This is a genomic window from Flagellimonas pelagia, from assembly GCF_003584135.1.
GTDB lineage: Bacteria > Bacteroidota > Bacteroidia > Flavobacteriales > Flavobacteriaceae > Flagellimonas > Flagellimonas pelagia.
This window is the reverse complement of sequence record NZ_QXFI01000008.1, coordinates 144850-165867: the sequence shown is the minus strand read 5'-3', so window position 1 is coordinate 165867 and position 21018 is coordinate 144850. Positions and strand designations below refer to the sequence as shown.

The window sequence follows — 21018 nt, the reverse complement described above, 5'->3', positions numbered from 1 at the left end:
TAGACAACAAATGTCATGGATTTGATATTGCCTTACATTAATCCCGTAAAGTTTAGAAATGCCCTGATTGCCAATTATGGGTTCTCCAATCAAGAGGCATGGAATTCAAATCTTTTGTCCATGCCGAAGGAGCTGGGGAAAGGCTCCCTACATCTATTCATAAGAAATGATATCCACTTCTTTAGGGGAAAATGGAGTTTTAAGGAAGAAACCCTCTTCTATTCTGATGATCCAGTCGGCAAAAAAGGATTTGTCGATTTTAGGATAGGGGCCAATGGTGAGATACAATCATGTGCCATCGAAAATAGGGAAAAGTTCGAATTCGAGACAACCAAAGTAGATGGTATGAGGATTTTTATCCCAGAAAAATTTTTACCCGCCGCCAAAAACAAGGTCCATTCCCAATTTGAAAAATACTGTCTCGACAGCAACATCATAAAACTACTTGAAAACGTATTCTCCATCGACCATGAAGATACCCGTAACATCATGCTCCTCGAAAGCAAAATACTTGAATTTGTCCATTTTTGGAGTGAGTTCCTATGCAGAAAGGAAATCGACCAGCACTTCGAAGGAGTCAACGACCATCAATTGAATTGTGTAAAAATAGCACTTCATATACTCAATGAAGATTTATCAAAAACAATGACTATTAAGGAATTGAGTCGTAAATCCGGCATCAATGAATGTGATCTTAAGAAATGTTTCCGCACGGTCACAGGCTTACCTGTCAGGAAATTCATTATCAAGAGACGAATGGAAAAGGCCAAACAGATGATTGATAGTACCGACTTGCCCATATATGAAATCTGTCAGGAAATCGGATACTCCAATCGCCACTACTTCGCCTCGCTCTATAAAAAATTCCATGGCATGAACCCTAGCGAAGACAGAGTATGTAAAGGCCTATTTGGTTCCTAGAGGAGCTGTATGATAGTTAGATTTTTATATTTAATGTTCTTGGGCCAAAATGGAAACGCTGGACATAATATACCACCTCCACAGGTTAAAATTGAGCATGACAAAAGAATTATTAAACAACTGAATAACGATATTTAAATTAAACAAAAGATTAGTTTTAAGTGGACCTTTGTATCTATGTTATAATGTAATTTGTTGAATTGTTGCTAAGATGTATAAAATTTTACAGGGTCATTAACAAAGCGAAGGTATTTAACCCGTTTCAGATAATGCGACCATGGGGAATCAAGGTGTTTATGCTATTAAAATCAAGCACTTCTAATATGAATTGATTCGTTGATAATAATTTCAATATCCTCCTTCAAAAAGTTTGAATTCTGTCCTGTCGAGTTCACATAAAAATTAAAAGCTTCACGTCAAATCAAGGTTACTTGAATTTGTAAGTGGGGCTTTTTGATTTTCTGGTATTTTAAAGACTTACAGCAATCCGAAAATGACAGACGGAATAGATAAGTCTATTTCAAGATATTCTGGATAATAGATGTGAACATTCGGATTCCGGTGTCTATGATCTTATCAGGGAAATCATAATCGGCATGGTGCAAGGCAGGGGAATCAATTCCAGAGCCTAGCCCGAACATGGCTGTTTTGTATTTTTTGGAGTACCACCCAAAGTCTTCACCAAATCTAAACGGATGGTCTTTATCAATGATTTCCAAGCTGTTTTCAAAGGCAGCTTCATGGATTCGATCATTACATTCAACATCATTGATGCTTGCTGGGAAATATTCAAGCCATTCCAGGTTAAAGTCCAGTTTGTGCATTCGGCAGATTTGTTCCACCAAGGTTTCAATTTTGGTGGTGAGATTGGTCATTTGCGCACTGTCCCAAGTGCGAATGGTATAATGTAATCGGCACTTGAAGGGGAAATGCCATAAGCTTTTTCGCCCATCAACAGGTGAACAGGGGTCAACACCGCAAAGTCATCAAGATGAGGGTCTACATGATTTAGGAGAGCCATTTCCCCAATGATTTTTGATATCGCCAAGGCTGGATTGATACCGTTTTCTGGTTCGGCCGCGTGGGCTTCTTTTCCCTTGGTTTTTATGATAACACTTTGTACTTCGGCAGAAAACCCTCTTGGGGTAATAATGATGCTGTTGATAGGTTCCTTTGGGATGTTATGGAGCGCGAAAACGTAATCGATGCCCAGGGCTTCAAATTTTTTATCATGCACCAACATTTGTGCTCCTTTGCCTGTCTCTTCGGCAGGTTGAAAGAGCAGGATGATCTTCCCTTTTTGGATGGGTTGTGCTTCCAGCCAGAAAATCAACCCGGAAACCATGGCCATATGGCCGTCATGACCACATTTATGGGAAACCCCAGTATTGACCGATTTATGCTGAAATTCGTTTTCTTCTACAATGGGCAAGGCATCCAATTCACATCGGATGGCAATGGTTTCCCCTTTTTTTGAAAACTCATAAATGATAGCTATGGCAGTTTTCCCAAAAGTTTCAATTCGAGCTGTATGGGCATGCTTTTCCGCAAACTGCCGTATCCTTTTTGCGGTTTCATATTCTTGACCGGACAATTCAGGATAGGTGTGCAGTTCCTTTCTCAGTTTCATAATTTCTGGATGGACCAAAGGAATGTTTGGTTGCATATCGATGTGGAATTGACCAATTTTTGACTCAATAAAGATAGCCAAAATGATATTCTGAAAATGACGTTGGAGAAGGTCGTGTGGAGTAGTTTTTTGATATTTAACCATATAAAATTTCGTAAATTTATAGGTATAAATTCCATTAAAATTACATGGATACAACCTTTCCGTTGACCGCTGGTTTAATAGCCTCCATGCTACATGTCATTGCTGGTCCCGATCATTTGGCGGCGGTCGCTCCCTTTGCCATCGAATCCAAACGAAAGGCTTGGAAAATAGGGCTGTTCTGGGGTATTGGGCACTTGGTGGGCATGATTGCCATTGGGTTATTGTTTGCCATTTTCAAGGAAATCATTCCTGTGGATACGATTTCCCAATACAGTGAGCAATTGGTGGGTGTGGTGTTGGTAGGCATAGGTTGTTGGTCTTTATATCGGATTTTCAAAAAGAGAAGGCACCATAAACATTTACATGTGCATACGGAGAATGCCCCGGTCATCCACTCACATGAGCACAAACACGAACATAATCCTACACACCATCACCAACATTCAGAAGCATTAAAGCAAAACAATTTTGCTTCATTTTCCATTGGAATTTTGCACGGATTGGCCGGGATTTCCCATTTTTTGCTGTTCCTGCCTGTTTTGGGCTTTGAAACACAGTCCGATTCCATTGCCTATATCATCGGCTTTGCCATTGGAATATTGGTGGCCATGATCACTTTTGCCTTTGTCATCGGGAAAGTATCTTCAGTGGTAAAGAATGGTCACAACGAGATTTTTTTCAATGGAATCCGTTTTGCGGGCGGACTTTTTGCCCTGGTCATTGGTATTTACTGGATTTTCAGTACCTAACAAATCCTTGGCAATTGCTCCCCGATCATTGGGGTTACCATACGCTTGCCCCCAATGACACTGTGCATGACCACTTTATTTGGATGTTCTTCGGTAATTTCTCCAATACAAATGGCTCTTTGTCCCTTGTCATCCTTTTGCATCAATTCAATCATTTCAGATGCTATTTCCGGGTCGACAATGGACACAAAAATACCTTCGTTGGCCACAAATAGGGGGTCAAGTCCTAGCATCTCGCAGGCAGCGGCCACTTGATCATCTATGGGTAATGCACTCTCGGTGATGTTCACTCCCATATGGATGTCACTGGCAATTTCAGAAAGGACACTGGCCAAACCTCCTCTGGTGGGATCTCGGAACAAGTGGATTTTGTCGCCGAAGGAATCCAAAAGTTTACTTACCAAGAAGTTCAGGTTGGTGGTGTCACTCTCTATGCTCGATTCAAATTCCAAACCATCCCTTTGCGACATGATGGCCATGCCGTGTTGCGCAATGGGACCACTGATGATGATCTTGTCACCCGGTTTAATTTTTTTGGCTGAGATGTCCGCCTTGGGATGCACCTTGCCAAATCCCGTGGTGTTGATGAAAATCTTATCGCCCTTGCCACGTTCCACCACTTTGGTGTCCCCAGTAATGATCTTGACCCCACTCCGGTCGGCGTTTTTTTTAATGGTCTCCACAATCTTGATGAAATCGTCAATGGCCAATCCTTCCTCTACAATGAAGGCCAACGATAAAAATTCAGGGATGGCCCCACACATGGCCACGTCGTTCACCGTACCATTGACCGCCAAGTCCCCGATATTACCTCCTTTAAAAAAGATGGGGGAAACCACAAAACTGTCGGTGGAGATGGCCATTTTTCCATCCATTTTAATAATGGAACCATCGTGTTTTTGGTCGAGGTAAGGATTACTGAACGTTTCAAAAATAATCTTATCCAAAAGGTCACGGGTCATTAAACCCCCACTACCATGGCCGAGGTTAATGGAGTCGTATCCTAAATCTATCTTGTTCATGGCGTTGTTAGTTTAAGTGGTTCGAAAAATGATAATAGGCGGCACAGGCACCTTCTGATGAAACCATGGGTGCACCCAACGGGTTGGAAGGATTGCAGGCCTTACCAAATTGTGGACATTCATGGGGTTTTTTGATACCTTTTAGAATCTGTCCGGCAATACATTCGGAGTTTTCTGGTGTGGTAATGGAGCTTACCCCAAACTTGGATTCCGCGTCATAGTCCCGGAATTGAGGTTTCAGTACATAACCGCTGTCGGGGATGGTTCCAATGCCGCGCCATTCACGGTCACCTACCTCAAAAACCGATGCAATGATTTTGAGGGCCTCCAAGTTTCCCTCTTCCCGTACAACCCGTGCATACTGATTTTCCAACTTGTGTTCTCCTTTCTCCAATTGGACCAAAGCCATATAAATACCTTGAACCAGATCTAAAGGTTCAAATCCGGTCACCACAATGGGGATTTTGTATTTTTCTACAAGAGGATAATATTCTTTCATTCCCATGATGGCACACACATGCCCCGCCCCCAAAAAGGCATCGATGGTACAGAACTCATCGCCCAAAATACCTTCCATGGCAGGAGGCACCAATACGTGGGACACCAATATGGAATAGTTTTTCACCTGCTCTTTTTTGGCGTGCAAAACAGAAAGGGCGTTGGCAGGTGCCGTGGTTTCAAATCCCACAGCGAAAAACACGACCTCTTTATCTGGATTTTGCTTGGCAATATTGACGGCTTCCATTGGCGAATAGAGGATGCGAAGGTCACCACCGTTGGCCTTGGCCTCCAAAAGGCTCTTTTTGCTACCAGGTACCCGGACCATATCCCCAAAAGAGCAAACTATGACCCCGTTTTCCAGAAGTTCCACCGCTTTGTCAATTAGGTTGAGGGGCGTTACACAAACAGGGCAACCAGGGCCATGGATCATCCGGACGTTTTCCGGAAGTAGGTTGATGATACCGTTCTTCACCAATCCATGGGTCTGCCCTCCGCAGATTTCCATGATGTTCCAAGTTTTGATGGCCGTTTTTTCAATGAGTTCCAAATAGCGTTTGGTAGCCTCCAGATTTCTATACTCGCTCAAATACTTCATCTTTCAATGCTTTATATATTGATGGTATGCCACTTGTCCAAAAGAGATATTTTCATCATTTGGACTTAAGTTACGATTAAAATAGAGTTTGTATTCACTTCCCGCCAGTTCCTTGATCATATCAACCAAAACCGTATTTTGAAAGACGCCGCCGCTCATGGCAATTTCCTTGATGTTCTGTTGTTCTGCCATTTTAATGACCATGGTGGTCAAGGTGAAGAGAAAGTCAACTATGATTTCTTGTTTGTCCCTTCCACTTCTGTAGTCATGATGGATTTTTGCAAAAAGGAGATGGGTGGGCACGATTCCGTCGTTTATTTCACTGATATAGGAAGTGCAATTTTCCAATAGGTATTGATGGACTTGGTTTTCGAGCAGGATGGCAGCTTCCCCCTCATAGGTATTCAAGTCGCAAATATTCAAAAGGGATGCCACGGCATCAAAGAGTCGCCCCACGGAAGAGGTTTTGAGTAATTCTTTTTTCTTTAAATGACGATAAATGGAAATTTCTTCTTTGGAAAATTTTTGTTGGATTTCTTCATTCATTGCTGCATCTGCCAAAGAGAAAAAGGATATCCGAGGTTCCTTGGCCATTTTGTCGCTGGCCAGCCAATCAAAATATTCAAAATGCCCGACACGTTCCATGGCTTGGTGATGATATGTGAAAAATTCCCCTCCCCAAATCTGGCTATCATCCCCATAGCCTGTGCCATCCCAAACCACACCTAAAATGGGAGTGTTTCGATCAAAGAGCCCATGTTCTCCCAAAACCGAAGCAAAATGGGCCTTGTGATGTTGAACTGAGGCTACTGGGATGTTCCATTTTTTTCCCAGTTCCATGCCGTGAAGGGTGCTATTGTAGGCAGGATGTTTATCGACAAGGATAGTTTCGGGAAGTACCTCAAACAATTTTGTGTATTTGGCCGCGGTATTCATGTAACGGTCATACACATCAAAATGATCCAAGTTTCCCAAGTATTGACTAATGTATAGGTAGTCGTTGGGGATAAAGGCCAATGTACTTTTCAGGTGACCGCCCATGGCCAATATTTTTTTATCGGTTTTTACCTCGGCATCAAAATTTGGACTGAGCCCCCTAGATCGTCTAAAAATGACTTTTTCATGGAGTCGATTGCTATACTTGACCACGGAGTCGTCCTGTGGATTGGTGATTTCCAAATTGTGGTTCAAAAAATAATCGGCCACTTCCGCCAATTCATGGTGGGCCATATCCGCATCACTAATAATCGGCGATGCATGAATATTGCCACTGGTGGCCACAATCGGGATTCCAAGCTCGGTGGCCAATAAGTGCAAAATGCCAGAGTAGGGGAGCATAATGCCCAGTTGGTTCAAATGGGGCGCCAGCTCCTCCACGGCCAAGTTTCCGTCCAAATCGGTTTTTGGAATGATTACGATGGGACTTTCCGGAGAGGTCAAGATTTCTTCCTGTATTTTGGAGACCTTCAAATGCTGTTTCAATAACGAAAGGGAAGGATATAGAATCGCAAAAGGTTTGGTAGGTCTTCGTTTTCGTTCACGTAGCTTTTGGATGGCAAGAGGATTCGTCGCATCACAACACAAAAGGTATCCACTGGTATTTTTGATGGCCACAATGTTTCCATCCTTGATGAAGCTTGCGGTTTTTTGGATAGCATCTTCCCCTGAAATAGTATCTCCTTTGGCATCGGTCAATTTTAGTTCAATACCACAATGTGAACAGGAATTGGTCTGGGAATGGAACCTACGGTTCGAAGAATCTTGGTACTCCGTCACACACGAATCACACATTTCAAAAACAGCCATATTGGTATGGTCCCTTTCAAACGGGAACTTGTTGGTAATGGCCCAGCGGGGTCCGCAGTTCACGCAGGTGGCAAAGGGGTAGTGGTAGCGTCTGTTGTTCGGGTCGGTTATCTCTTCCTTGCAGGTATCACAAATGGCAAAATCCGGGGTGAGCTGTAAATTCAATTTTCCTTCCGTTTGGGACGGAACTATTGAAAATCCATCAAATGTTCTGTGTGTGATTTCAGATAGATAATGGTCCCTTATTTTGGCCAATTTTGGAGGTTGCTGTATGAGCGTTTTATAAAATTGCTGGATTTTCTCGAATTCACCAGAAAGATAAATGATTACACCTTCTTCATTATTGGATACGGAACCCTTCAAACCAAATTTTTGGGCCAAGTTGAACACATGGGGTCTAAAACCAACTCCTTGCACGCGACCGGTCATTATGATCTTGAAAGATTTGGACACCTTATGAAATTTGATGGTGCAGGGTATCCACCAAGTCCATAATTTGTTCGATTGCCTCGGGAATAACCTTTTCAACTTTTGGCGCCAATTCCGTGGTCATGGGTTCCACTTTTTCTATGGATATGGTGAATAGATACAAATCTGGTTGGGTTTCCATGAGGTATACCGCTTCAATCATATCCTTGAGCCCCACGTCATGAACACTCAATGCAGAAGGAAAGTCGCTGGCGAACTTGGGCCGGATGAGGGAAATGGTCCCTTCTGGTTGACCATCCATGGTGGCATCCACAAAGATGATCTTGTTGTAACTCTCAAAACAGTTCAACAATAGAAATCCACCCGTTCCACCATCCAAAATGTCCAAATAGTTCGGTAGTTCCATCATATCCATGTGTTGTATCAAATGGACGCCGACCCCTTCATCGCCCATCAAGTAATTGCCAACACCCAATACCAAAATGGACCTGGACTTATCTTTTTCAAAATAAAAGGCATCACTGCTTATGGCAATAGGCTTTTTTGCCAAATCCGATTTGGTATTTGTTGATTGCTCCATGTTGTGGGTATTACTCAATAATTTCCATGGCTTCCTCATCTACGGGAGCCTCTATTTCTTCATCTTCAGCCAATTGTTTGAGTCGTTCGTCGCAGACAAATTTATAGCCTCCGAACATGGATGAAACTTCGCCTCTTCCTTCAAGCCAGTCATGGTAGAACACCAAATACACATGGATCAAAGTGAACAATATGAAGAGCCACGTGGTGGTGTGGTGAATGGTCCTGACAATAAAATCACCTCCCAAGAAAGGAACTACCCAAGCAAACATTTTGGGCAGCCACCAACTTGCGGTGGAAGAATACAGGCCGAAACCGGTAAATACCTGTACCAATGCCAAAAGGAACAAAATCACATAGGATATGGCCGCCACACTGTTATGCCCAATGCTAATATCCTTAATATCCGGTTTTTTCTCATTGGCCAAAAAGACATCAACCTTAATGACATGTAGAAAGTTATGCCACATCTTTTTGTTGAAAGGCCAAAAGGCACGCCAGCTGGAAAATCTATTACCCACGAACGACCAGTAAATTCTCATGACCATATTGAAAAAGAATACATAGGCCGTAGCAAAGTGGATGAAACGGACTGTACCGAACCAATAAATATCACTTGCTTCCCTATTGGACAATATGGCCGGTGGATTGGCAATGATGAATCCTGTTATGGCCAATATGATGATGGAGAGCGCGTTGATCCAATGGAAAAACCGAACCGGAAGCTCCCAAACATATACCCGTCTAAATTTTCGTGTTTGCATGATCCATGATTTACTAGATTTCGCAGCTCGAAACGTTTTGTACTTGTGAAATATGCTTTCCGTGCTCATCATATAGATGCACTGCACAGGCTATACAGGGGTCGAATGAATGGATGGTCCTGATGATTTCCAATGGTAATTCAGGGTCTGCCACTGGGGTGTCCAACAGTGTGGATTCATAGGCCGAACGCTGTCCTTTGGGATCTCTGGGTGAGGCATTCCAAGTAGAAGGAACCACCAATTGATAATTTTCGGTCTTACCTTCTTTGATTTTGATCCAGTGGGCCAAGGCACCCCTTGGTGCTTCTGAAAAACCTACTCCTTTGCATTCTGTTGGCCATGACTCGGGTTCCCATTTAGCCATATTGGCCATTCGGGTATCCCCGTTCTTGATGTTCAGTAGCAAGGTATCATAAAACTCCATGGTCCAATTGGCCACCAATTGGGTTTCTATACCCCTGGCCGCTGTTCTTCCCAAAGTGGAGAAAAGGGCATCGACAGGCAAGTCCAAATGGCTCAAAGCACCATTCACCGCTTCCTGAATTTCCTTGTTGCCTCTTGCATACCCTACCAAGAGTCTGGCCAATGGTCCTACCTCCATAGGTTTGCCCTGCCAACGAGGTGTTTTGATAAAGCTGTATTTCTGGCTGACATCCAATTCTTCATAGGGTGGTTTTGGACCTGAATAGTTGATGTTGGTCTCACCATCCCATGGGTGCCTGCCTTGGTCTTTACCTTCAGCATAGTCATCATACCAAGAATTGTTTATGAATTCAGCGATATCATTATTTCTGTGGTTTACGTCATATACCTTGGAGAGGTCCCTATCCAAAATAACACCTTGCTGAAATTTAAAACTGGAAATATCACTATAGCCATTGGTTGGGAAGTCACCATAAGCCATGTAATTGCCAAATCCTTTGCCAATAGCTCCCCAATCTTTGTAGAAGGAGGCAATGGCCAATAAATCTGGGATATAGACCTGCTCAATGAACTGCTTTCCTTCTTTGAGCAATCTTCCCACATAGGCCAATCGCTCAGCGTTGATACCTCCAGGGCTTTCCGTATTGATGGCACAGGCCATACCACCTACCAGATAGTTGGGGTGGGGGTTTTTACCACCAAAAATGGTGTGGACCTTTACGATTTCTTTCTGCCACTCCAAGGCTTCCAGATAGTGGGCAACTGCCAAAAGGTTGACTTCAGGGGGCAATTTCATTTGGGGATGGCCCCAGTAACCGTTTGCAAATATGCCCAGTTGCCCACTTTCCACAAATCTGGTAATCCTTTTTTTGATATCGGAAAAATAACCAGGAGAACTCTTGGGCCAACTGGAGATGCTCTGTGCCAGTTTGGAAGTTTCAGCGGGATCTGCCTTTAGTGCGTTTACCACATCTACCCAATCCAGGGCATGAAGATGGTAAAAGTGTACGGTATGGTCGTGCATGTACAGGGCACCTTCCATAATGTTCCGTACCATTTCTGCATTTGGTGGAATCTCTATGCCCAAGGCATCTTCAACCGACCTTACGGAAGCCAAGGCGTGTACCGTGGTGCATACGCCACATGCGCGTTGCACAAATGCCCAAACATCCCTGGGATCTCTTCCTTTTACAATATTTTCCAGACCCCGAACCATGGGACTTGAACTATAGGCGTCGGTTATTTTACCATCCTTCACCTCTACTTCTATTCGCAAGTGCCCTTCAATCCTGGTAATAGGGTCAACAACAATTCTATTTGCCATGATGATCTTATTAAGACTCTAGTTTCTTTTCATTCTGAATGCCACGGGAAGTCCTGCTTTTCAGTTCTTTCCTTTTGGAAATATTGGCGGCAACGGCATGCACCGCTAAACCACCTGCTACCACTCCGGCGGCTACTTTACCAATAGTGTCGGCAGAACTTTCAATACCAAATCCGGCCAAACCGGTCAATCTTTCGTAGAAAGGTCCGTTGTCCCAAAAATTCTCTTCACTACAGCCAATACATCCGTGTCCTGATTGGATTGGATAGCTAACGCCATTGTTCCATTTGATAGTACCGCAAGAGTTATAGGTCATTGGACCACGGCATCCCACTTTGTACAAACAATAGCCGTCTTTGGCATTTTGATCGTCAAAGGTTTCGGCAAAAAGACCGGCGTCATAGTAGGGTCTTCTGTAGCAGGAGTCGTGTACCCTTTTAGAGTAGAATGCTTTTGGTCTACCTAGGCCATCCAACTCTGGCAATCGGCCAAAAGTGATCATGTGAACAATGATTCCTGCCATGACCTCACCAATGGGAGGACAGCCGGGAACCCGGATAATGGGTTTGTTCTTGATGATTTTGTGTATCGGGGTGGCCTGTGTTGGGTTGGGGTAAGCGGCTTGCACACATCCGTTGGAAGCACAACTACCCCAAGCTATGATTGCTTTCGCCCCTTCGGCGGCCTCGATCAGAAGTTCTTTTGCGGACCTACCCGCAATGCAGCAATAGTTGCCATCATCGCCCAGAGGCACGGAACCTTCTACGCAGAGGATGTATTCCCCTTTGTATTTTTCCATGGTGGCCTGTTTGGCGGCTTCAGCCTGATGTCCAGATGCGGCCATCAAGGTCAATGTATAGTCCAGTGAAATTTTATCCAGAATGATATCCGAAACAATCGGGTGGTCGGACCGGATGAACGATTCACTACAACAAGTACATTCTTGGTAATGTTCCCAAATCACGGGGATTCGGAACGTGTTTTCCAGGGATTTGGCTACCTGACCGATCATGGAAGTCTCCAAACCCATATATGCTGCGATATAGGTGGCGAACTTCATGAAATCACGTCTGCTGTAACCCTGCTTGATGATGCTTTCGTAATAGGTTTCCTTTACTGATTTTTCTAGTGCCATGACCCAAAATTTTAAACCTAAATATTGATTTTTCAGGGATTTAGCACTAAATGTAGATATTACAATCAGGGATTCATATGACAAAAGTCATGTTGCTGGAATTATATTTTGGATAATATTGTGTCTTATGTTCCTCTTATTCAGGACTTAAATAAATGTCATGCATGAACTGTCGGTAGCCATGGGTATTGTAAAGATTGCCGAGGATGAGACCAAAAAGGCCAAGGCCAAAAAGGTCACCTTAATTGAGTTGGAAATCGGCAAATTAGCAGGTGTGGAGTTTGAATCCTTGGATTTTGTATGGCCGGCGGCAGTGAAGAATACGGTACTCGAAAGCGCAGAAAGAAAAATCGACGTGAAAGAGGGACTGGGCCAATGTGCGGATTGCGATACGGTTTTTGAAATTGAACATTTTTACGATTCCTGCCCAAATTGTGGCAGTAGTTTTAAAGGTATAATACAAGGCAAAGAGTTGAGAGTTAAAGCCCTGGAGGTAGTATAAATCAAAAAAACTTGAAATATGTGCGGTACTTGCGGATGCGGAAGCGAAGAGAATGGAGCCAAAATTTTGGCACCGGCCATTGGTAAGGAAACCCATGGCCATGACCATGGTCATCACCATCACGACCATGAGCACTCCCATGACCATCATCATGGACATCATCACCATCACCACGATCATGATCATGACCATCATCATAAAACGGTATTGGAGGTGGAGCGTGACATTCTACAGCAGAATGAGATTATGGCGGCCAGAAACCGGGGCTATTTTGATGCCAAAGGCATCTTTGCCCTTAATCTGGTAAGTTCGCCAGGCTCTGGTAAAACGTCGCTATTGGAGCGTACCTTAAAGGATATGAAGGATAAAATTTCTTTCTATGTGATAGAGGGCGATCAACAAACCTTAAACGATGCCAACCGAATTGCAGCTTTGGATGTTCCCGTATTGCAGATCAATACAGGGAAAGGGTGCCATTTGGAAAGTGATATGGTCCATGACGCGGTCAAACAATTGAATATTGCCAATGACTCCGTATTGATGATCGAAAATGTGGGCAACTTGGTGTGTCCCTCCATGTTCAATTTAGGCGAACACAAAAGGGTGGTCATCGTGAGCACCACTGAGGGTGATGACAAACCCATCAAATATCCGGACATGTTCCATACTTCGGATATTTGCATCATCAATAAAATTGATCTTGCACCTTATTTGGATACCAATATTGAAGAGCTTAAGAAAAACGCACGTCAAGTGAACCCTAGTTTGGTCTTCTTTGAAGTATCGGCCACCAAAGGCACTGGTATGGAGCAATGGTATGAATGGTTGGAGACCAATGCGAAGTTGGTTCCCGAAGACCACTAAAACAACGGTTATGTGTTTAGCGATACCTGGAAAATTATTGGAAATCACTTCGGAACTTGATGAAACCTTCCGTATGGGGAAAGTCTCCTTCGGGGGAATCAAAAAAGAAGTGAGCCTAGCTTTGGTCCCTGAGGCCAAGGTCGATGACTATGTCATGGTCCATGTGGGGGCGGCCATCAGTATTGTGGATGAGGAAGAGGCGAAAAAAACCTTTGAGGTACTTTCACAATTGGGAGAATTGGACGATTTGGACCATCCACCAGAAAGCAATCCATAATTTTGATACCGTGCCCTATTTTGAGCTCAAAAATGATGAAATTTCTTTTCCACCAGCATACTTTGCGGATATTGATGGGCTGTTGGCCGTTGGGGGCACCATGTCCATAGAGCGATTGTTGTTGGCCTATAACAGTGGTATTTATTATTGGCATTATCCTTTAAAACATATCAAATGGTGGTCACCAGACCCAAGGATTGTATTGAGACCCAATGCTTTTGAAATACCCCAATCCCGACTGGATTCCCTTTTGAAAGATTTTGATATACGGGTCGACTCCCATTTTGAAGAAGTACTTCGCAGTTGTCAAAGTGTCTACAATATAGATGGTCAAATGGACAATCGATGGTTAGCAGAACGGATGGTCCGTATGTTCATGGAATTGCACCAAAAAGGATACGCTCATTCCATCGAGGCGTGGAAGGATGGAAAATTGGTAGGTGGGTTGTTCGGCGTCGCCATTGGAAAACTGTTCTTTGTTGAATATGTGTTCTCCACCATGGAACATGCCGATGAAGCCGTCCTGCTATACTTGATCAAAAAACTGAAAGATCAAAATTTTGAATTGATGGATATGCAAAAGGCAACTTTTTTTCTTTCAGGTATCGAATACGATGAAATGCCCAGGCTGGAATATGTGGGCCTATGCAAGGAAAACGCGAATACCTTTCGCGATGTTCCCACTGAGTTTTAGGAAATACAAAAAAAGTAAGAAGATGAGCCTCTCATTTGAAGAACAGATACAACACGCCAACGTGCTTTTACAGGAAAATGAATGGGAAAAATCCATTGACAACTACCAAGAAGCATTGAAACTGGCCACCAATGACCAACAAAAAATCCACCTGAACAGCGTGCTGGGCAGATTATACCAAAAAATGAAAAAACCTCAGGATGCCTTGACCGCATTTGAAGAGGCCCTAGCATTGTACGATAATGGACCCGAAGCAGAAAATCAAGTAGAAAGGGCGTCTTTGTTGAACAATTTGGCAGCCATTTATACCCAATTGGATATGGCAAAGGCCATCGAAAATTATAAAGCCGCCTTGGATATATTTACCGTTCTAATGGATAATGGACAAACAACCGTTGCGCCACATCTGGCCAATACCCAGTTTGCATTGGCTGAGGTGTATAACAAGAAGAGCGATTTCTACTTTGCCAAAAAATACTACAAGGAAGCCATCAAACTTTATGAGCGATTGCCCGAGGACATGTACCATTCGTTGAGGGCCAGTGCCCATTATCAGTTGGGCAATATTTATACGGAAGAATTCTATGAGTTCGATGCCAAGATGCAATATCTGAAAGCTTTATCGCTGTTTGAAGGATTGATCAGTGAAGGGGGGGAGTCTTTTCAACCGTATTTGGCTGCGGTGCTCAATAATTTGGGGGTTACTTTCAATGCGATGGGCGAGCCTGAAAAGGCATTGGAACATTATGACAGGGCTCTGCAGGTGTACCAAGAGCTGTCCGGTAAAGCTTACGATATTTTCCAACCCTATGTGGCGGCTACCTTGAGCAGTATGGGCATTGTACATGCCGAGATGAAGGATTTTGAAAAGGCGATCGCCTATATCAGGCAAGCTGTTGCACTCTACAACGGCCTTGCTGATTCCAGACCACAGGAATACACCCATTATCTGGCCACAGGACTCCATAATCTGGGGCTTTTCCACTTTGAGATAAAGCAATTTCAACCAGCAATGGATTATTTTGGTCAGGCACTGGAAATACGTAGGCGATTAGCATCTGAACAACCCATAAATTTTGATCCGGATTTTTGTGCCACAGCATTGAATTTGGTGGAACTGTATCAGGCTGAATTGGAAACCAAAGTGGATTTTGATTATAAAACAAAGGCATTGGAATTGTTGAACGATGTTGAAATGCGTTTACGGTCATACAACGACGATCGTCCCGTCATTAAAAACATGAAAAACGATTGTAATCACTATACGGAATATTTCAACACTGTTGATGAAGAAGCGTTGACCATGCATTTGGTTTTTGGAAAAATCAAGGAACTGAATGAAGAAATAGACAGCACCATTGTTCCCGGGGAAAAATTGGTTTTTCAACAACAGATCATGGAACTCCTGACTGAAAAATTCAAATTATACCCTGGTAACATCCGATTAAGGAACGAACTTGCACTGGCCCATGCCAATCTGGGTTGGCTCTTGTTAAGATCAAAACGGTTCGATGAATCGGCACTAACCATTAAAAATGTACCAAATCTTCAAAACCCTCCAAAATCCCTGCAATGTAATTTGGCCCACAGCTATCTTTTGCAAAACCAATTGGATTTGGCCTTGCCACTTTATGAGGGATTAAAGGATCAAACCAATGATGAAGGTAAGACGTACCAAGAAATCATCCTGAAGGATTTTGACATTCTGGAGAGGGACGGAATCCATCATGAAGACTTTGAAAAAGTGAGGCAATTATTGTCGTAAGGCTTCGAAAATCCAAAACATAAAAAACTGACCAAAAAGTGTATTCTGATTTTTATTTCAGAAGGGTCACTTTTTGGCCAGTTCCCGTTAAATATGAAAAAGGTATCTTTTTTCTGTTTGATCAGATGAACAACAAGTGAGTTCCTTCTTGATCGGCCCTACTATAGAAATCGCCAATAGTAAGGATACCATCCAATTCATCAATAAGATCTTCTTTTTCCAAATGGAACATTTCCACCGCCAATTTACAGGCCCAAAGCTTGCATCCCGAATCCGATAGGATTTCCAAAAACTCGCCTACAGGTGGCATATCCAATTTTTCCATTTCTTTTTTCATCATGTTGGAAGCGAATGCTTCAACACCTGGCAATCCGCCCAACATGGTGGGCATGTGCATGGCAGGGTTGCCTACCGTGGCCACATGGAGATGTTCCAGTTTTTTCTTTTGAATGGCTTCCAATCCAAAGAAAGTAAAGAATATCTCAGATTCAATGCCTTCCATTCGAGCCCCGTTGGCCATCACAAATGCCGCGTAGACATTTTCGAGGGTGGCCTTGGAGAGGATAAAGAGCATTTTTTTGACTTTTGTTTCACTCATGACCTTGCGTTTAAATTTTTATTTTTAAAGCCTTATATACAGCTCTTTGGTTTCGGAATACCGGCAATCATTGTTGCTTTTTTCAAGGGCCCGCCTGGGAACAGGGCATAGAATTCCTTGATATCTATGACACCACTTTTTTTAATGCCCCTGATGGACAATGGTTCTTCTTCTTTGAACTTCTGTTGGATATAATCGATTATCGCCCAATGCTTATCGGTCATTTCAATGCCTTGTTCTTTGGCTATCTCTGTGCCAATTTCTTTGTTCCATTGGGAAAAATCGGTTAGATATCCTTCTTGGTCCACGGAAACTGTTGCTTGTGCTATTGTCTTGTCCATTTTTTTAGTATTTAGGTTTACAATTTATGCTTCTGTTTCTTCAAAATGTTTTCCTTTTTCGCTCATGGTTGCAGATACGAAGGGGATATGGATGCCCTTTATCAACATGTTCCAATAAATCCATCTAAAGGCCAGTTTTCCCATATGGTTCATCCTACTTTCTTTCAATAGGTTCAAGGGGCCGACGCCTGGGAATGGGAACGTACCTTCAACGGGCTCATGTGTGTAGTTGAAATCGATCAACAGGGCTTTTCCATCACCTGTTTCGATAAAGCAGTTGGCATGTCCGTCAAACTCTTCTTTTAAAGGTTCCCCTTTGATATACCTTAAGATGTTCTCGGTCAATATCTCCGCTTCAAAGTGGGCCACGGAACCGGCTTTGGAAGCTGGTAGATTGGTGGCATCACCAAGGGCAAAAATATTTTCATGGGCCTCTGTCTGTAATGTCGCCTTGTTGGTAGGCACATAGTTGAGGTCATCCCCCAAACCGGAACGTTCGATCAGTGCATCGCCCATGTTGGTGGGAACGGTGACCAAAATATCGTAGGGTACTTCGGTTTCTGCATAATCAATGATTTTATTGTTCTCATAATCCACACGCTCAATGTTGAAGTCCGTAACTTCTTTGATGCCCTTATCGGTCAACAAGTGGTGAAGTGCCTGTGTTGCTTTAGGCTTGGTGAAGGCACCTCCCAAAGGGGTTACGAAAGTGATGTCCACTTTATCCCGCATGCCTTTGTTTTTGAAATAGGAATCGGCCAAGAAAGCAAATTCCAATGGGGCAACAGGACATTTGATAGGCATTTCGGTGATATGGACCACCAGTTTGCCACCTTTCCACTCTCTAAATTTATCACGTAGGGCCTTTGCACCTTCATAGGTATAAAAATCGAAGACGCTTTTGTGCCATTCAGGGCCTTTCATTCCCTCTACTTCCTCGGGAGCAATTTTGGTTCCGGTGGCAATGATGAGAATGTCATAGGGAAGTTCTTCACCTTTTTCCAGTTGGACCTTATTCTCCTCAGGAACGATCAATTCAATTTTTTCCTGAATGTAACGAGCATCCTTAGGAATGAACTTGGATCCTTTTTTCTTGACCTGATCGGTCGTATAAATATCAAAGGGGAGAAAAAGGAAACCCGGTTGATAATAGTGCGTTTTATATTGATCTACAATGGTAATTTTCCATTCATCTTTTGGAAGCTTTCCTATCAGATGGTTTGCCATCATCGTTCCGGCTGTTCCAGCGCCCAGTATGACCAAATTTTTCATGATATCTAGATTGTGTGATTTACTTTGGTAAAAGTACTCAAAGGGCAGATCGGCGAATATGACAATTGTCAGTTTCGGGCACAAACTTGTGTAACTTAAGTTACATAAGGTATTGTTAATCAATCTGATGTGGTTGTTTTTGAAGGTTTTGGCATTTATGGGAAGCTATTTTGAGAAATAGGGGAGATGGGGGAAATTTGCATGTTTTCATGAATTTTTTCAATCTTATTGAAAGGAATACTTTCCTCTTGGGACTAAATTTTCCATATCCACTCAATTTAATTACGGGACAATGGAAAAAACGAAAAAAACGATTTTAGCTCTTTTCTTGGCGATAGGAGCCCTGACCCATGCACAAAGCATCGACTACAATACCAAAAAGGGCTACGCGGCCAATGGGTATGATGTGGTTTCCTATTTTGACGGCAAGGCCTTGGAAGGCCAAAAAGAGTTTACTGCCGAGTATGATGGTGTGAAGTACAAGTTTTCCAACGCAACTAATTTGAAGAAATTCAAAGCTGCACCCAAAATGTATTTGCCCGAATATGGCGGATACTGTGCTTATGCCGTGGCCGTTTCTGGAAAGAAGGTCAATGTGAATCCCAAAACCTTCGAGATCAGGGATGGCAAGTTGTACCTGTTCTATAATTCAGGGAACACCAATACACTGAACCTTTGGCTAAAGGAATCTCCTGATGACCTGCAAGCCAAAGCAGATGTAAACTGGGAAAAAATCAAGAATTAGTAACTTTTTGGAAGATTTTACGTCAAAAAAGCATGTGACCTTCAACTCATTACTGGTCTTGAAGGGACATTTCATGGAAAATTCCGGTATGGTTCAACTCGCAAAGGTCTTTTTATCTGGGTTATTGATAAGTTTCTTGGGGGCATTGCCTTTTGGAACCTTGAACCTAACCGCCTTTGATATCTCGGCCGCACAAGGAGCAATGCCGGCTTTTTGGTTTGCACTGGCGGTGGTTCTTGTGGAACTCATTATGGTTAGGCTTACCCTTTATGGCCATGAAAGGTTGCAATTTGGGGACCAACTTGTACGTCTTTTACTGCCTTTGGGCATTCTTTTGCTGTTGTACCTTTCCATATCCAGTTTTTTGGACTCATCAAGTATTACTGGGGCAAGCTCCAAAGCTTCGATTTTACCCCAGATCAAATCCACCTTTGTTTTAGGGCTCTTGTTGAGTGCTCTGAATCCCCTGCAGCTTCCATTTTGGTTTTCTTGGAACAAAATACTGGACAATAGGGGTGTCTTACAATCCACAGGTGCCCATCATACCTTTTATTTAATGGGAATTGGTTTGGGTACTTGGTCGGCACTGGGTGTTTTTATCACCGCGGGAAAATATATTTTCAACAATTATGGACAATACAATAGGATGACGAATCTTTTAATGGGGTGCATGTACCTTGGATTTTCTTTCTATCTTTTGTTCCTATTCATCAAAAAGCGAACTAAATACAAAATCCAATAACCATGTTCAAATCTTCCTTGGATACCTTAGAGCAATTCAAAGAGGTCCTGCTGGGACTTCCAAAGGATTGTTATTCACAGTCATGTAGTGTACTTTCCAACTCTACCATTGGGCAACATACACGCCATATTATTGAACTGTACCTCTGTTTGTTGAACGGTTACGAAACGGCCGATGTCTCTTACGACCGAAGGGAGCGTGACCTGAAAATTGAACAGGACCTTTCCTTTGCCATTGAGCAATTGGAATACATACAGGCACAATTGGACCGTCCCAATAAAACCATCAAGATCAGCTATGACCTGGCGGGTTCCGAAACCTGTTTGGATTCCAATTATTTTAGGGAAGTGATGTATAACTTGGAGCATACCATTCATCATCATGCTCTTATCAAAGTGGGCATTGAACATTTTACCAGTCTACAACTTCCAGATTCTTTTGGAGTGGCCCCGTCCACCATGCAATACAGGGAAACATGTGCACAGTAAGCTTCATACCAAAGGGTGATACTTATTTGATCACCTCCAATAGGGATGAACATATATCCCGCCCGAGGTCCCTTGAACCCAAGGAAGAGACCATCGGTTCTATGAAGGTCTTGTTCCCGAAAGATCTCAAGGCAGGGGGTACGTGGTTTGCGGTGAACGAAGTAGGGGTAGTGGCCGTTTTGCTGAACGGTGCTTTTGTTGGGCACTTGCCGAATGGAAACTATGCCAAAAGCCGTGGACTCATTGTTTTGGATGTCATCAGTTCCAAAAACCCGGAAAGGGTGCTGGAGCAGATGGATCTCTGTCAGATAGAGCCTTTTACTTTGGTGTTGTTCAACTCTAGATTGTTGGAGTTCAGGTGGGATGGCAACCAAAAATATTTCAGACCATTGGACAAGTCCCAAAACCATATTTGGTCCTCTGCCACCCTTTATCAGGATGCTGTAATCGAACATCGGGCTGGGTTATTTCATGGATTTACGAAGGAGAATACCTTGATCAAACCACAGGATGTATTGAATTTTCATTCCAACAACCATGATGATTTTGAGAACGGTTTCATCATTGATCGGGAAACTGGCCTGAAAACATTCAGTGTTACCCAAGTGGTTCTGGATGAGGAAGAAACCTTGATGCGCCATGTGGATCTGTTGAACGATAAGATCTATGAGGTTCCTTTTTCTTCCCGTCAACTAATACTGTAGACCC

23 protein-coding genes are annotated in these 21018 nt (G+C 43.1%); 11 read left to right on the top strand and 12 right to left on the bottom strand.

Translation table 11 applies throughout. From position 1 onward, the window contains the following. Nucleotides 1–15: 15 nt before the first annotated feature. Nucleotides 16–921, top strand: coding sequence for a helix-turn-helix domain-containing protein (locus D2V05_RS01750; protein WP_119645870.1), 906 nt, complete (start codon nucleotides 16–18; stop codon nucleotides 919–921). 515 nt (nucleotides 922–1436) lie between these two features. On the opposite strand, the gene D2V05_RS19760 is transcribed toward D2V05_RS01750, so the two are convergent. Together D2V05_RS19760 and D2V05_RS01745 are read right to left on the bottom strand one after the other, a co-directional pair. Next, complete coding sequence (locus tag D2V05_RS19760) at nucleotides 1437–1796, bottom strand: M20/M25/M40 family metallo-hydrolase (RefSeq protein WP_220473528.1); 360 nt, start codon at nucleotides 1794–1796, stop codon at nucleotides 1437–1439. Beyond that, complete coding sequence (locus D2V05_RS01745) at nucleotides 1793–2551, bottom strand: amidohydrolase (RefSeq protein ID WP_220473527.1); 759 nt, start codon at nucleotides 2549–2551, stop codon at nucleotides 1793–1795. The genes D2V05_RS19760 and D2V05_RS01745 overlap by 4 nt, the downstream gene beginning before the upstream one ends. A 188-nt stretch (nucleotides 2552–2739) precedes the next feature. Between D2V05_RS01745 and D2V05_RS01740 the strand changes: the two genes are divergently transcribed. After that, nucleotides 2740–3444, top strand: coding sequence for an urease accessory protein UreH domain-containing protein (locus tag D2V05_RS01740; RefSeq protein ID WP_119645869.1), 705 nt, complete (start codon nucleotides 2740–2742; stop codon nucleotides 3442–3444). Here the strand turns inward: D2V05_RS01740 and hypE are convergent. Genes hypE through D2V05_RS01705 form a run of 7 tightly spaced genes read right to left on the bottom strand, consistent with a single transcriptional unit; the run spans nucleotide 3441 to nucleotide 12022 of the window. Continuing rightward, a complete protein-coding gene (gene hypE / locus D2V05_RS01735; RefSeq protein ID WP_119645868.1) occupies nucleotides 3441–4466 on the bottom strand; it encodes a hydrogenase expression/formation protein HypE in 1026 nt (341 codons plus the stop codon). The two genes, D2V05_RS01740 and hypE, sit on opposite strands and share 4 nt — an antisense overlap. Nucleotides 4467–4473: 7 nt before the next feature. Then, a complete protein-coding gene (gene hypD, locus D2V05_RS01730; protein WP_119645867.1) occupies nucleotides 4474–5562 on the bottom strand; it encodes a hydrogenase formation protein HypD in 1089 nt (362 codons plus the stop codon). A 3-nt stretch (nucleotides 5563–5565) separates the two neighbouring features. Beyond that, a complete protein-coding gene (hypF, locus tag D2V05_RS01725; RefSeq protein WP_119645866.1) occupies nucleotides 5566–7821 on the bottom strand; it encodes a carbamoyltransferase HypF in 2256 nt (751 codons plus the stop codon). A 1-nt stretch (nucleotide 7822) separates the two neighbouring features. Then, nucleotides 7823–8377, bottom strand: a complete 555-nt coding sequence (locus D2V05_RS01720) for a hydrogenase maturation protease (protein WP_119645888.1) — start codon at nucleotides 8375–8377, stop codon at nucleotides 7823–7825. A 10-nt stretch (nucleotides 8378–8387) separates the two neighbouring features. Then, nucleotides 8388–9140 (bottom strand): Ni/Fe-hydrogenase, b-type cytochrome subunit, encoded by a 753-nt coding sequence (gene cybH / locus D2V05_RS01715; protein WP_119645865.1) that lies wholly within the window; start codon nucleotides 9138–9140, stop codon nucleotides 8388–8390. Between the two features lie 13 nt (nucleotides 9141–9153). Then, on the bottom strand, nucleotides 9154–10887 hold the full coding sequence (locus D2V05_RS01710; RefSeq protein ID WP_119645864.1) for a nickel-dependent hydrogenase large subunit: 1734 nt from the start codon (nucleotides 10885–10887) through the stop codon (nucleotides 9154–9156). 10 nt (nucleotides 10888–10897) lie between these two features. Beyond that, the gene (locus D2V05_RS01705) at nucleotides 10898–12022 is read right to left on the bottom strand and encodes a hydrogenase small subunit (protein ID WP_119645863.1); all 1125 of its coding nucleotides are present in this window, start codon (nucleotides 12020–12022) and stop codon (nucleotides 10898–10900) included. 160 nt (nucleotides 12023–12182) lie between these two features. Between D2V05_RS01705 and hypA the strand changes: the two genes are divergently transcribed. Genes hypA through D2V05_RS01680 form a run of 5 tightly spaced genes read left to right on the top strand, consistent with a single transcriptional unit; the run spans nucleotide 12183 to nucleotide 16124 of the window. After that, nucleotides 12183–12524 carry a hydrogenase maturation nickel metallochaperone HypA gene (gene hypA / locus D2V05_RS01700; RefSeq protein WP_119645862.1) on the top strand — a complete coding sequence of 114 codons (342 nt, stop codon included), beginning with the start codon at nucleotides 12183–12185 and terminating at the stop codon, nucleotides 12522–12524. An 18-nt stretch (nucleotides 12525–12542) separates the two neighbouring features. Further along, a complete protein-coding gene (gene hypB, locus D2V05_RS01695) occupies nucleotides 12543–13388 on the top strand; it encodes a hydrogenase nickel incorporation protein HypB (protein WP_119645861.1) in 846 nt (281 codons plus the stop codon). A gap of 10 nt (nucleotides 13389–13398) precedes the next feature. Further along, nucleotides 13399–13665: a HypC/HybG/HupF family hydrogenase formation chaperone gene (locus D2V05_RS01690; RefSeq protein ID WP_119641914.1), complete on the top strand. Its 267-nt coding sequence runs from the start codon at nucleotides 13399–13401 to the stop codon at nucleotides 13663–13665. A 10-nt stretch (nucleotides 13666–13675) separates the two neighbouring features. Then, nucleotides 13676–14359: a leucyl/phenylalanyl-tRNA--protein transferase gene (locus D2V05_RS01685; RefSeq protein WP_220473526.1), complete on the top strand. Its 684-nt coding sequence runs from the start codon at nucleotides 13676–13678 to the stop codon at nucleotides 14357–14359. A 22-nt stretch (nucleotides 14360–14381) separates the two neighbouring features. Further along, nucleotides 14382–16124, top strand: a complete 1743-nt coding sequence (locus tag D2V05_RS01680) for a tetratricopeptide repeat protein (RefSeq protein ID WP_183114766.1) — start codon at nucleotides 14382–14384, stop codon at nucleotides 16122–16124. A 121-nt stretch (nucleotides 16125–16245) separates the two neighbouring features. Here D2V05_RS01680 and D2V05_RS01675 read toward each other — a convergent pair whose 3' ends face one another. From D2V05_RS01675 to sqr, 3 genes are read right to left on the bottom strand one after another with little or no spacing between them, the layout of a single operon-like run. Then, entirely contained in the window at nucleotides 16246–16722 is a 477-nt protein-coding gene (locus D2V05_RS01675; protein ID WP_119641917.1) for a DsrE/DsrF/DrsH-like family protein, read from the bottom strand. A gap of 32 nt (nucleotides 16723–16754) precedes the next feature. Next, on the bottom strand, nucleotides 16755–17063 hold the full coding sequence (locus D2V05_RS01670; RefSeq protein WP_119641918.1) for a TusE/DsrC/DsvC family sulfur relay protein: 309 nt from the start codon (nucleotides 17061–17063) through the stop codon (nucleotides 16755–16757). Between the two features lie 24 nt (nucleotides 17064–17087). Continuing rightward, a complete protein-coding gene (gene sqr, locus D2V05_RS01665) occupies nucleotides 17088–18335 on the bottom strand; it encodes a type III sulfide quinone reductase, selenoprotein subtype (protein ID WP_119641919.1) in 1248 nt (415 codons plus the stop codon). 292 nt (nucleotides 18336–18627) lie between these two features. On the opposite strand from sqr, the gene D2V05_RS01660 reads away from it, so the two are divergent. The 4 genes from D2V05_RS01660 to D2V05_RS01645 are packed head-to-tail and all read left to right on the top strand — an operon-like array spanning nucleotide 18628 to nucleotide 21014. Next, nucleotides 18628–19080: a YHS domain-containing (seleno)protein gene (locus tag D2V05_RS01660; RefSeq protein ID WP_119645858.1), complete on the top strand. Its 453-nt coding sequence runs from the start codon at nucleotides 18628–18630 to the stop codon at nucleotides 19078–19080. A 7-nt stretch (nucleotides 19081–19087) separates the two neighbouring features. Further along, on the top strand, nucleotides 19088–19822 hold the full coding sequence (locus tag D2V05_RS01655; RefSeq protein WP_147378203.1) for a LysE family transporter: 735 nt from the start codon (nucleotides 19088–19090) through the stop codon (nucleotides 19820–19822). A gap of 2 nt (nucleotides 19823–19824) precedes the next feature. Beyond that, a complete protein-coding gene (locus tag D2V05_RS01650) occupies nucleotides 19825–20310 on the top strand; it encodes a DinB family protein (protein ID WP_119645856.1) in 486 nt (161 codons plus the stop codon). After that, a complete protein-coding gene (locus tag D2V05_RS01645; RefSeq protein ID WP_119645855.1) occupies nucleotides 20298–21014 on the top strand; it encodes an NRDE family protein in 717 nt (238 codons plus the stop codon). The genes D2V05_RS01650 and D2V05_RS01645 overlap by 13 nt, the downstream gene beginning before the upstream one ends. Nucleotides 21015–21018 lie beyond the last annotated feature (4 nt).